Below are 12,905 nucleotides of genomic sequence, written 5' to 3' on the forward strand. Positions count from 1 at the left end.
GGCCGGCGGCGCCGAGGGGCCGGGTATACGTCCGGCAGTACTCGACATTGCGGACGATGTCGAGGCGGGTGCGGCCAGCTCTCCTGAGAGCGGAGCTGCGCGCCGGAGAGACTGGCCGAGCGGGACGGTGGCGCAAGCGTGCCCACGTCTGCTGGGTCGATGCCGATGCCATCCCAGCGGACTTCGTGGACATCACCGCCAGTGCCCCCACCGATACCTGGATGGGGGCCCGGACGTTTCGCTGGACGGTTGGAGCCATACGGACCTCCGAGAGCTACGTCGCCGGCCTCCACCTGTGTGCCTCGATGATCTGGATCAAAGACCTCACCCGAACCGTCCGTTGATCACGGCCCGATACGCGCCCTAGAGGCACCGGGCGTGCATATCACGCAGTCTGTCAACAAGCGCTGTGAGGCGAAGTTGCCTAATGTAGGAGACGGGGGCGCATCGTCAAAAGCACCGACTGGTGACTATTGTCCGCTTCAACTGCCGAGGACAGCTATGAGCCTCGAGAAATTTGCGATTGCGCAGGAGACCCGCCTCGGCGCGGTAGGATTCGCAGAGCCGGACAACTGCCTCTGGCTCGGCACCGTGACCGGCGATATCGAGACCTTCTCTCTGCATGACCAATCAACCTCGGTCCTCGGACACGGATACGCCGACATCGTTGCGGTCCAGCCATTGCCGGACGGCCTGGGGCTCATCGTTGTCGAGGCTGCTGGTTCGGTCCTCGTAGTGGCCAGGCAGGCGGCTGACCGGGTACACGCGGTCATGGTCACCGACCTCGGGCGGCCAGTGAAGTGCGCGCAGCTCATCCCTGGGACCGATCACGTTCTGGTTGTCGATGATGAGTCGTCAGCTGCCGCTGTGACGATCGACGTGTCGACCGGGACTGTGAAGACGCTGGCGACCGGGCTCGACAGTCCGCGCGCGGTCGCGATCGACGAGCCGCGTCGCCGAGCCGTGATTCTCGCTCAGCCCCCTGGTGATGTTTGCTGGCTGTACCTGGTCGATATCGATACTGGTGCCGTGGCGACCGAGAGTGCCTGGTGCGACCAAGCCTCGGCCCTTGCCACTGCTCCCCCGTCCATGGACGGAGTGCTCGTCGCCTCCGAGATGGACGGAACTGTGGGACTCGTCCGGTTTGACGGAGCACCCAGCGAGGTGGGGGAGGGCTCGGGGGAGGTGGTCTGCGGGCTGGCTCGCTGGGGCTCACTCGTGCTGATGGTGACGCCGAGCAGTGTCGCCGCGTACGAATGGGGACTCGACCCCGGGCCGATGTACCTGTCGGTGCCACTTGGTCCGGTCTTCGTCGGCGGCTATTTTCGTGCGCTGGCCGACCTCGGCGCCGAGGGACTGAATCTGACCGACGTGGTGGTCTCGATTGAGGAAGGGCCGGCTGCCGGTTTCGTTTCCGCTGGGATTGAAATGCCCGACCCCAGTGGACTGCAACCCGTCCTCATCGGTGCCGGACCGGAACACGGCGAGTTCCACCTGACAGTGGCTCGCGCCGGTGCGCCTCAACAGCGGCTGGCCCGGCGTCGCTTCCGTGTCACCAGTCACTGGCCGGACGAGAAACACGGGCCAGGCGTCGCCGTCACCGGCACGCGACAGGTTTTCGCGCACGCGTGGGGCGGCGGCCCCACCGGTCCGCAGAACATCAAAGTCCACCCTGCCCCGGATACATGGCGCGTCGCAGTCGTCCTGATCTCGACCGATGACGTGCACTACCCGGCTCCGTCCGATACGGCAGCGACATGGCAGGACCTTCTGATCGGCAGTGGCGAGTCCGCTCGCACCTACTACGAAGAGGTGTCGTACTGGAATACCCCACCAGCCGCGGGCGGCGACCCGCGAGGCACCACCGTCTCACTCGCCAGGAACGAGGTTTTCGGCCCCGTCGACCTGCCTGGAGGCTGGGGTACCTACTTTGAGGGCGGCGAGCCGGATCGACCGTGGGGCGGGTGGAACCCCAAAGAAACCACCTGGCAGGATCTCGTGACGGCCTTCTGCTCGGAACTGCACAACCAGGGTCGAGGAGAGAAGGTACTCCGCGCGACCGACGCGGTGGTATTCGTAGTCCGGACGGCATCCGATGATGTTGTCTCGATCGGCGACCAGATGATGCGGGCGGAATTCGTGTGGCCCGAAGCCAGGATGGGCGACGATATGCCCACGTTCTGGTGGAAGACGCCGTTCTCTACAAGTTTCATCTCGAAACCGATTGTCGTCATGCCGGACGAGCTCCCGGCACATATACCGGACGAGAAGCGGTTCGAACTGGCCCAGGTGCTGTCGCACGAACTTGGCCACACTCTCGGCTGCAACGACCTGTACAACCAAGGCGAGTATCCGCCTGAGGTGAGTGCCCGTGAAATCAACGACCTTGATCTCATGGGCAGTGAAGGCCTGCAGTGGCCCCACTTCTCGCTGGCGAACCGAATGAGACTCGGCTGGATCGCTCCGTCGTGGATCCAGAAATTCGACTTCGGCGCCAACCCCACCGGAGGGCACGTCATCCTGCAGGCAGCAGAAACGCTCTCCCGGTCGGGCCCTCCCGCGGGACGTCATGCCGGCATCGAGATCCGGATCCGCGATGGCCGCAACTACTACTGCGAGTATCGCCGGAAGCAATTCGGGCAAGTAGGGGACCAGGGGTTGCTACCCGTCTACGGAACGAACCGATTGATTCTGGGGACTGATGTCGACCCCACCCCCAACGGGCTACCGGCCCGACCCGACATCCTGCTCCTACCGCCCGATGCCGACGGGGACGGCCCGTTTCTCAAAACCAATGGCCAGGACTACGAGGAGAGTGACGTCACCGATCCGCAGCGGATGCACGACTTCCGTCTGGTGTTCGACCACATCGACGCAGATACGAACGCAGCGCACGTGAACGTCGAGTACATCAGTGCGCGACGGCCGGAGCTCCAGATCCGGCACGCTCCTGGCCGCGGCGACTGGAAGAGTCCTGACATCAACGTGGAAGGACCGGGAGGCGTCAACCGGATCGCCAAGGGCCTGACGCACACCATTGCCGTCACGGTTCGCAACGCAGGAAACCTGGCCGCCGAAAACGTCCGAGTACATCTTTCGTGGCTTCCCTTCACGACTGGCCCCGGAGATTGGCGCACCCTGGACCTCGACCCTCTGCCGCAGAACATCCCGGCGGGGGCACAAGTAGAGTTCCGCGCCCAGTGGCAGGTGCCTGCGTCGCTACAGGTCGACGGCATGGAGGTCGAGCACTTTTGCGTCAAGGCGGACATCGCGGCTTACGTCGACCCGCTCGACCCGTCGCACAGTGAGATCGTGGTGTACAACAACTCGGCGCAGTCCAACTTCAACAGCACTGCGGTCTCCACCGGCTCACCGTCCACGCGGTGCCGAACAGGTATCACCGTCACCAACACCCTCGCCCATCCAGCTACGTTCACGCACGCTGCGGAACAGACGAGCCCATACTTCCGTACGTATGTCGGCAACGCCTGGCTCCACCTGAAGCCGAACGAGACCCGCATGGTCGAGGTCCTGTACGAGTCGCTGGCCGGGGACCCGGTCCATGGCGCAGAGTTCGATCAGGCTTTCGCCGCGGAAGAAGGTCTCGCTCCCAACCAGGTCGGCTTGACCTCGTTCGTGGTACCCCCGGAACTCCACCGGTGCCGGACCTCGCACCCGTGGTGGGGGGCCGGACTCAGCATCCGCGCCGGATTCGCCACGCGCATCGGCGACTTGGGATGCAAAGGCGAACTGGTCCAGGGGTCCGTAGTCGGGACGCACGACGAGACCGTCATGCCGCTTCACGACGGAAGCGTCAACCTCGTGCTGTGGCTTGCTGACTCCCCTGACGAGCAGACGGCCCTAGGGGCTGAAGTCACCGATGGCGGGTTCACCGTGGTGGTTCCAGGCGACATCCTGTCCGCTGTGCAAAACGGCCGTGAGCTTTACGGGGAGGCGCTCTACTCGGGTACGCGGCGCTGGGCTCCCAGCCGTTCCGGAGCCAGGCGTCTGGCGTAGGCAACCTGAGCTGCCCCGGGTTTCGTAGCGGCCAGTTTGTATGTTCTCCGGCAGCTTTGGAGGGGCCCGCGTTCGGTAATGCTGGGCTTCGAATTCTCGGGTGGGAGGTAGTCGAGGGCAGTTGAGGGCCGAGTGGAGACGCTCGGTGTTGTACCAGACCTCCTGAACGCCAGGCCGTTCTAGCTGGTCAGCGTCGCGCTAGAGCCCTTGGGGCTCGATCAGCGCGGCCTTGAAGGTGCCGTTGAGGACCTCGCTCACCGCGTTGACGCGCTCATAGTGGTCGACTCGTTGCGGGGATCGTCCGTGGGGCAGGTCGAATCGGGTGGTAGACATCGCGGATGACGTAGAGCCAGAGGCCTCAGATGATCTCGCGTTCCGTCTTGCCCTCGGGTTTCTGTCTTCGAGGGTTGCGCTGGGCGGCCGGCTCGGGGATCTGCCGTCGTGTCCAACGGCGGCGGTTGCCCTTTTCGGTGAGGGCGTCGGCCGTTGCGAGCAGGGGCAGATCGAGCGCCCACCGGTCTACGCCCGCATCCTGTCCTCAAAGGATTCCTCCCACGGCTTCGACGACGGAACGGACACATCGCCATGAGCGAACTCGTGCTGGGCATCGACACGGGCACCGCCAGCACCAAAGGCGTACTCACCACACTTGACGGATCCGTGGTGGCGACAGCCGTACGCCATCACTCGATGTCGATGCCCAGACCGTCCTGGGCCGAAGTGGACGCCGCCGACGTCTGGTGGGACGACTTCAGCGCGGTGGCCCGTGAACTGATGGACCGGACCGGCCCTCACACCCTCGCCGGACTCTGCGTCAGCGGCGTCGGCCCCTGCCTGCTGGTCTGCGACAGCGACGTGGAGCCCGTGCGGCCGGCCATCCTCTACGGCATCGACGGCCGGGCCGAGCGGGAGATCCACGACCTCACCGAGCGGCTGGGTGCCGACACCGTCCTCGAACGCTGCGGCAAGGCTCTCAGCACCCAGGCCGTGGGTCCGAAGATGCTGTGGATGCGGCGCAACGAGCCACGGGAATGGGCGCGCGGAACGAGGTGGTACAACTCCAACTCCTATCTGGCCGCCAAGCTCACCGGCGCGTACGTACTCGACCACCACACGGCCAGCCAATGCGACCCGCTGTACGACATCCATGCCGGGTCCTGGGCGCAGGACTGGCTCCCGGACATCGCGGGCCACCTGGAGATGCCGCAACTCGTCCACCCCCACGAGGTCGTGGGAACGGTGACCGCCACGGCGTCGGAAGCCACCAAGATCCCAGTCGGCACACCTGTCTCCGCCGGGACCGTCGACGCCTGGGCCGAGGCCCATTCCGCCGGAGTACGGCATCCCGGCGACCTCATGCTCATGTACGGCTCCACCCTGTTCTTCGTCCAGGTCCTGGGTACCTACCGGGCACACCCCAAACTGTGGACCACGGCAGGAGTCGAACCCGGCCGGCGCACCATCGCGGCAGGCATGTCCACCTCGGGATCCCTGACGCAGTGGCTCCAGGAGGTCACCGGAGGCGAGCCCTTCGACACGTTGGTCGCCGAGGCCGAGGCCGTGCCCGCCGGTTCGGACGGCCTGCTGATGCTCCCCTACTTCGCCGGCGAGCGGACCCCGATCTTCGACCCCCATGCCAGAGGCGTGGTGGCGGGCCTCACACTGCGGCACACGCGCGGCCACCTGTTCCGGGCCGCCTACGAGGGCATCGCGTGCGGCGTCCGCCAGATCCTCGACTTCCTGGAAGACCCCGACGACCCGATCCGGCGCATCGTTGCGGTCGGGGGCGGCACGAAGGGCGGACTCTGGACCCAGATCGTCAGCGATGTCACCGGCCGCGAACAACACGTACCGGAACAGACCATCGGAGCCTGCTACGGCGACGCCCTGCTCTCCGCGGTCGGGCTCGGACTCGTACCGCCGGACACGGACTGGGCCGTGACCGAGACGACCGTGCGGCCCCAGACCCACACACGTGAGGTGTACGACCGCCTGTACGCGTCGTACACCGCGCTCTACCCCGCCACGATGGACATCGTCCACGATCTCGCCGACATGCAGTGAAAAGCAGCACCGTCCTCACCACACGTCCGTCCGAAGTCCCGGCGTCTGTCGTGGCGGCGATCGCGTTCCCGGGTTCCCGCCGGCGACCGACAGGTACCTGGCGTCGTTCCCGCGGACGGCGCACGCGTGTCACGGGAAAACTGTCGAGCGTAGCTGACGCTCTCTGTGCCTGATGCTCGCCGGCCTTCACGGGCGCTCGCCCGGCGCGGGCCCGGTACCGGGCTCCTGCGCTGTACTCGCGCGAGCGACGGGACGGCCCTCCGCCGCGGCTCGACAACATCCGCGGAGCCGGTCTCCTGCCTGACATGCGAAGCCTGATTCTGGGATGCTGTACCGGGAGTTCAGCTGTCAGGTCGCCGACGCGTGTACGGGGACGCAGTCGCAGTGACGCAGACATGGGGGAAACTGTGTCGGATCCGGTGACACTCGCCATCGCGACCACGCTGGCGACCAAGGGGGCCGAGGCGCTGGCGGCGGGGATCCAGGACGCGTGGAGCGGTCTCTCACGCCTGGTCCGCGCCCGTTTCCGAGGAGACCCCGAAGGGCAGGCCGCCCTGCAGGACGCGGAGGAAACGCCCCGGGACGCGGCAGCGCTCGATCGGCTGGCCCGCATGCTCGACGCAGCCGCCGAGACCGATCCCGACTTCGGCAGGCGGCTCCGCTCGAGCTGGGTGGCCGCCCACCACCAGGCGATCGCTCGCGAGGACGCCATGGTCGGGCAGGCATCCGGAAACTCCGTCGGCGGACATCTGATCCAGGCGCGCGAGGTTCATGTGGCGTTCGCGCAGGGCCCGTTACCGGCCTACGTGCTCGCGCCCTCCCGCCTCCCACCCGACGTCGCGGGATTCACCAACCAGAGACAGCCGATCGAACAGCTGGACTCCCTCCTGCTGCCCGGAAGCGACGCGGCGGCGGATCGGCGCCCCGTCATCATCTCCGCCATCGCGGGGACCGCCGGCGTCGGCAAGACCGCGCTCGCGGTCCACTGGGCGCACCGGGTGTCCGAGTACTTCCCCGACGGGCAGTACTACGTCAACCTGCGCGGGTACACCCACGACGCCCCGCCGCTGTCGTCGTCCGAGGTGCTCACCAAGTTCCTGCGCATCCTGGGCGTCCCGCAGGACCGTATTCCCTCCGACGCCGACGAACAGGCGGACATGTTCCGTGGCCTGCTCGCGGGGCGGAAGGTACTGATCCTGCTCGACAACGCGCCTGCGGACGCGGAGCAGCTCCGCCCCCTCATCCCCGGCCACACCGGCTCATGTGTCCTCGTCACCAGCCGCAACGACCTGGCCGGCCTCGCCGCCACTCACGGGGCGCGCAGGGTGGCCCTGGACGTGCTGGGCCTCGAGCACGCGGTGGAACTCCTCGATGCCGCCGTGGGCGACGCGCGTATCTCCGACGATCCCGAGGCCGCCCGGGAACTGGCCCAGCTGTGCGGTCGGCTTCCGCTGGCGCTGCGGATCGCGGCCGCCTGGCTCGGCAACCACCCCCAGTGGACCGTCGCCGACTACGTCGAAGAACTCCGGGAAGGCGACCGGCTGGCATCCCTCGCGATCTCCGGTGACCGCCAGGCCGCGGTGTCGATGGCCTTCGGCCTGTCGTACCGGGCCCTGCCGGACACGGCCCGACGGCTTTTCCGCCGACTGGGGCTGCCGACCGGCAGTGATGTGAGTACGGAGGCTGCCGCACATCTGTTCTCCGGCTCCGTACCACAGACCCGGGGTCTGCTGGACCTTCTGGTCGAGGCCCACCTGATGCAGTGTCCACGCCGGAACCGCTACGACTTCCACGACCTGCTCCGGCTGTACGCCAAACAGTGCGCCGAGGAGGAGGAACCCGAGGCGGAACGGGCCGCGGCACTGCGCCGCCTGCTCGACTTCTATGTGCACCGCACCCACGAAGCCGCGAGCGCCGTCGCGCCCCGGACGCTGCGGCTCGACCTCCCCGCACGCCTGGTGCGGCAGCCCGCGAGCACCCCTGTGCGGCAGGGCCGAGCCGACCCGCCCGAGGCCTGGCTGGAAAACGAACGAGGCAATCTCGTGGCAGCCGTGCTGCAGGCCGAAGTCCAGGGCGAGCACGAATCCGCGTGGCGGCTAGCCGACGCCCCGCGGGGGTACTTCGCGGAACACGGCACCGGCTCCGACTGGCTGGCCACGGCAGAGGCCGGTCTGCGTGCCGCGCGACGGGGCGAGGACCCCAGGGCCCTGGCCGCGCTGCACACCGGACTCTGCGCGGCCCAGGTCAAGTTCGGGCGGACCGAGACGGCGGTGGAGCACGGCGAGCAGGGACTCGCAGCGGCCCTCGCCGCCGGTTGGGCCGAGGCCGAAGCCGACGCGCACACCCAACTGGCCTACGCTCACCGCCGCGCCGGACGGCTGGATGCGGCGTTCGAGCACCATCGGCATGCTCTGGCCCAGCTGAGCGGAAGCGGCAGCTCGGAGGACGAGGCCCGGTGTCTGAACGACATCGGCAACATCCTCTGGGACCTCGGCAGGCTCCAGGAGTCGCTCGACCACTTCCAGCGGTCGCTCGACATCAACCGTCGGCTCGGGCAGCGCCGTTACGAGGCCGTCAACCTGGACAACGTGGGTTCGGTCCTGTGGGCTCTCGGCGATCTGAGATCCTCCGCCGAACACCTGTCGGCCGCGGTCGAACTCGCGCGGCGGAGTGGCGCCGGTCCGCACCACCTGGCCGACGCGATCGCGGCCCTCGCCCGGACGTACCGTGACGCCGGACAGTTCGAACAGGCCCTGGAGCTGGCGTCGGAAGGGTACGAACTCGTCGGCGGCAGTGGGCATCGCTGGCTCGAGTCGTACGTGCTGGCCATCCTCGGCGGCATCCACACCGACACGGGCTCGCACGACCTCGCGGGCGACTACCTGCGCGCGGCGCTGCAACTGGCACGCGAGGGAGGCTTCCGCAGGGGCGAGATCATCTCCGCCAGGGAACTCGCCGCTCTGCACCGTGCGCGCGGCGATCTCCAGCGCGCTCTGGACCTCGCTCACCAAGCCCGAGCCCTGACCGGCGAAAGCGAGTACGCGGTACTCCAGGGACAGGTGGTGACCGAAATCGCGACCATTTACCGGGCCCGGGGCGACCAGGCGTCGGCGGCGAACTGGGCCGAACAGGCCCTGGACATCCACCGGGCCACAGGGCACCTGGTAGGAGAGGGCAGAGCCCTGCGCGTACTGGGCGACTGCCGCTTCATCATCGAAGGAGCAGACAGCGCGCGGCCCCTGTGGCGACACGCACTGCGCCTGTTCGACCAGGCGGGAGCCGCCGCCGACGCGGAGGAACTGCGCCGCACCGCGGGCCCGTTCTGACTCGCCTTCCGGACCGGGCCGCCCATTCGGTAGGCGTCACACCCGAGCGTGACGCCAGCCGCACGCGTGGCACCCGCCTCCGCAGTGGCTGGGTTTGCGTCAGTGGGTCGGGCCGAGCACGGGCTGGGCTGCCACACGGGAGCCGGCCAGCCCGGTGATCGGGCTTCTCGCCGTCGTCGTGATGCCGGGCGCCGCCCGGCTCTGGATGGCCTTTCAGGCAGCCGCCGCCCACCTCTGTCCTCCCGACGGCTGGTCGCCGCGTACCTGCGGGACTCTGGCCATCTACGCCGCCGCCTGTGCCGGCGCGGCCAGTCCACTGTGTTTCAACTGGCCCTGTTCTCTCGCGGCAGACGCCCCGTCAGATGGGCCTGCCTCCGCCGAGCAATGGAGGCATGCCCCGGCCGCTGTCGCTACGAAAGGCCCATGATGACCATGCCGTGCACACGCTCAATCATGCAGGTCGACGCGTTCTCCACGCTTCCCTACCGCGGCAACCCGGTCGCCGTCGTCCTGGACGGCGGGGACCTGACCGAAGAGGAGATGCAGCGCCTGGCGCGCTGGACAATCCTGTCCGAGACCACATTCGTGCTGCCCCCCCACCACCCCGGAAGCGGACTACCGGTTGCGGATCACCTTGGACAGCCCCCTCACCTGCGGGTGTTCGCGGGCGTGCGGCTGATGCGCGACCGGGCTTCTTGATCCTTTCGCTTTTCCTCCCGAGCACACTCCACCAGCTCGAATAGGCGCGTTCGCGCTATGAGACTCCTCCAGCGCGGCACCGGTCCGCCACCACCCGGCCGGCGGCCTCGGTCCGGGGCCGGTACGCGACGGGGACCGGGTGTCCGTCGGCCGCGGGACGTCGGGCGATCACGGCACCGAGGCCGCGTGAAACCCCAGTGACCACCGCGGTTCCAGCGATGGCTGCGCGTCTGTCGACTCCGACGAACAACTGCGCCCCCCCGCCCCGGCGTGCACTGAACACGAGGCGGACAGGCGTGTTCGGTTGTCACAGATCAGCGCGCCGCCTTGTCGGTAGTCAGAGCCTCACAGCCAGGAAGGACTGGGTTCTGCATCATGAACGTCGAAGACCCGCAGCAGCTTGACGACCCTCGTAACACCTCGCTGCCGCCGTGGACGGAGGCGGTCGTCGTGTCGGTGCCGCAGTCACCGGCGTGCGACCGCGCTGAGACGGCGACTGCCTTGATCACTGATCCGTCCGGGACGACCGGCGCGCTGGAGGGTGAACCGGAGCGCGCTGAAGGCCCCGCAATGCTGATCGCCGAAGCCCGCGTCCGGACCGACCGCCCGAGCTGGTACCTGGAGCGATTGTGCGAGCCCCCGGGCCATGTGGGCAGCCGGATACTCCACATTCTTCGCCTGCTCCACGGCGGCACGCCATCGCCCCGGATCCGCCACGTCGAACGTACCGACAGTCACGGGACGATCAACGTCGACATGGGCCGATGCACGCTGCACCTCGGCTCCGACTCGCTGACACTGCGTGTCGAAGCCACTGACCAGGACAGTCTCCAGAGCATCCAGCACCTGATTACCGGCAGCCTGCGGAAGATTGGCAGGCGCGACGCGCTGCCGCATGTCATCTGGCAACAGACGGGGGCCGCTGCTCAGCCGCCCGATGACTCTGCTCCGATGGACAGGGTCGTGCCTCGCCCACGGCGCACCGCAACGCTCGGCGTAATAGCCGTTGTTGCGCTGGTGGTGACCGTCCACCTTGGCCTTGGCGGACTCTTGCTGGCATCCGGTCCGTGGAAGCACTGGGCCATCGGAGCCGTCCTTACCGTCATCCTGCTGAGGGTGGCCTACGTCCTCGGGCGGCTCGGCAGGCGCAAAAGGGGTCGCAATACCAGCTGACCCCGTACAGCGGGCAAGGACCGCAAAACAGATGGTGCAATATTGCTGTTGTTCTCTCTGGCTGGTCGCACAGTTGGGGTCGTCCGTGACATTCGGGATGGCCGTGCCGTTCCCGCTGACGAAGCCTTACCGACATCATCGGCTCACGACTCAACGAAGTGCGAAAGCGGCGCGGATTCAGCCGGCGCGGTCGCCGACGCACCACGGGGGAGGGGCAGGCTCCTCTTGCTGGTCAGCCGACGGAATTCGCTGACCTGCAAACGTGGCTTCCGGGCGGTGGGCGTCCCGTGAGGAAGTGCGGTATTCGATGCAGTTTGCTCCCGGATTGTGACGACCTCCGACGTGAGGCAGGGTGGTTTCGGGTCGGCCTGTCACGGATGCGGGCTGTGGCTGATCGTCCATTCCAGGCAGGCTTACGGAGGTGTGATACATGCCAGAGAAGAACCCATCGCACGCAGCCCCTGACGACGGGCAAGAGGTCTCTCTGCCGCCCGAGGTCAAGTTGCTGCAGGAAGTCAATCCGCCCTTCTTCCCCGAAGGCGGATCGGCGATGACGATCCTTGTCGAGTGGCCTCCTGGTCACCCCGGGCTCCCTCCGCATCGCCACTCGGGGCCGGCGTTCGGTTACGTGATGGAGGGCGCGGTCCGGTTCGAGCTCGAGGGCGAGCCGGAGCGCGTGATCAAGGCGGGTGAGACGTTCTGGGAGCCGGGCGGTGACGTGATCCACTACCAAGACGGCAACGCCCGGTCGGACGCGCCGAACAAATTCCTCGTGACCATGGTGTGCGCACCGGGTCAGCCGATGCTCATGTTGGTCGACGAGGAAGAGCTGAAGGAACGAGCGCACCTGCGCGCCCCGCGTCCCTCCGCAGGCTGATGCCTGTGCGCGCGGTCGTGGTGGCGGATGTCTCCTGGAAGAGGTGGTCTGCAGCAGGTGTATGCGCCATCGACTACGTACCGCCCGGCCGCCTGCTACCACCCTGCTACCATACGAGTATGACTTCCGCGAAGAAGCAGACGCAGGTCCGGCTGGAAGAGGACGTGCTCGCGGCCGGCAGGGCCGCCGCAGCCGCTCGCAGGCTGGACTTCAACAAGTACGTGGAGCGGCTGATCATCGAGGACACCACCGGTGCCCGCGCCGCCGGCATGGCGGCTGCACAGCGGCTCATCGATGAGCACGGCACGTTCCTCGACGATCTGGAGCAGCAGCTCGACGCCCCGTACGCCGATCCCCAGGCGGGCGTCGCCGCGTGATCTTGCACGTCGACGAATCCTGGATTCTCGAAGTGGCGGAACGGGCCGGGCGCCACGATCCGACCCCTGACGACTACGGCGTCCCTATCGCCGCCGTCGCCCGCCACCGCGGCGAACTCCTCGACACCTCTGTCTATGACGGCCCCTACGCCCGCGCCGCGGCCCTGGTGCACAACCTGGGCCGCTGCCGCTGGTTGGAGCGCTCCAACCTCACCGTCGCCTGTGCCGTGGCGGTCATGTATCTCGAGGCCGGCAACATCGCCGTCAACCCCACCCGCGAACAGCTCACCGCGCTCGCCCACGAGCTGAACAACCCGCGCTGCACCGCCAGCCGGATCGCGTCCCTCCTGCGCACCTGGAAGCCCTGACCGC

9 protein-coding genes are annotated in these 12,905 nt (G+C 67.6%); 8 read left to right on the forward strand and 1 reads right to left on the reverse strand.

Features of this window, described 5'->3' with window-relative positions; all coding sequences use genetic code 11:
• Positions 1-501: 501 nt before the first annotated feature.
• Positions 502-4,017, forward strand: a complete 3,516-nt coding sequence (locus ACFV0T_RS29465) for a hypothetical protein (protein ID WP_385785490.1) — start codon at positions 502-504, stop codon at positions 4,015-4,017.
• Between the two features lie 198 nt (positions 4,018-4,215).
• On the opposite strand, the gene ACFV0T_RS29470 is transcribed toward ACFV0T_RS29465, so the two are convergent.
• Positions 4,216-4,350, reverse strand: a complete 135-nt coding sequence (locus ACFV0T_RS29470; protein ID WP_385785493.1) for a hypothetical protein — start codon at positions 4,348-4,350, stop codon at positions 4,216-4,218.
• A gap of 252 nt (positions 4,351-4,602) precedes the next feature.
• Here ACFV0T_RS29470 and ACFV0T_RS29475 point away from each other — a divergent pair, with 252 nt between their 5' ends.
• The 7 genes from ACFV0T_RS29475 to ACFV0T_RS29505 all read left to right on the forward strand — a co-directional run bounded on the left by ACFV0T_RS29475 (position 4,603) and on the right by ACFV0T_RS29505 (position 12,901).
• Positions 4,603-6,081 carry an FGGY-family carbohydrate kinase gene (locus ACFV0T_RS29475; protein WP_385785496.1) on the forward strand — a complete coding sequence of 493 codons (1,479 nt, stop codon included), beginning with the start codon at positions 4,603-4,605 and terminating at the stop codon, positions 6,079-6,081.
• Positions 6,082-6,476: 395 nt separating this feature from the next.
• Positions 6,477-9,407 carry an ATP-binding protein gene (locus ACFV0T_RS29480; RefSeq protein ID WP_385785498.1) on the forward strand — a complete coding sequence of 977 codons (2,931 nt, stop codon included), beginning with the start codon at positions 6,477-6,479 and terminating at the stop codon, positions 9,405-9,407.
• A 423-nt stretch (positions 9,408-9,830) separates the two neighbouring features.
• Positions 9,831-10,106, forward strand: a complete 276-nt coding sequence (locus tag ACFV0T_RS29485; RefSeq protein ID WP_385785501.1) for a PhzF family phenazine biosynthesis protein — start codon at positions 9,831-9,833, stop codon at positions 10,104-10,106.
• 375 nt (positions 10,107-10,481) lie between these two features.
• Complete coding sequence (locus ACFV0T_RS29490) at positions 10,482-11,279, forward strand: DUF2218 domain-containing protein (RefSeq protein ID WP_385785503.1); 798 nt, start codon at positions 10,482-10,484, stop codon at positions 11,277-11,279.
• A gap of 430 nt (positions 11,280-11,709) precedes the next feature.
• On the forward strand, positions 11,710-12,156 hold the full coding sequence (locus tag ACFV0T_RS29495) for a cupin domain-containing protein (RefSeq protein ID WP_385785506.1): 447 nt from the start codon (positions 11,710-11,712) through the stop codon (positions 12,154-12,156).
• A 119-nt stretch (positions 12,157-12,275) separates the two neighbouring features.
• On the forward strand, positions 12,276-12,533 hold the full coding sequence (locus ACFV0T_RS29500; RefSeq protein WP_385785509.1) for a hypothetical protein: 258 nt from the start codon (positions 12,276-12,278) through the stop codon (positions 12,531-12,533).
• Entirely contained in the window at positions 12,530-12,901 is a 372-nt protein-coding gene (locus ACFV0T_RS29505) for a fic family toxin-antitoxin system, toxin component (protein ID WP_385785511.1), read from the forward strand. The genes ACFV0T_RS29500 and ACFV0T_RS29505 overlap by 4 nt, the downstream gene beginning before the upstream one ends.
• The last annotated feature ends 4 nt before the right edge of the window (positions 12,902-12,905 follow it).

Source organism: Streptomyces sp. NPDC059582 (assembly GCF_042735715.1).
GTDB lineage: Bacteria > Actinomycetota > Actinomycetes > Streptomycetales > Streptomycetaceae > Streptomyces.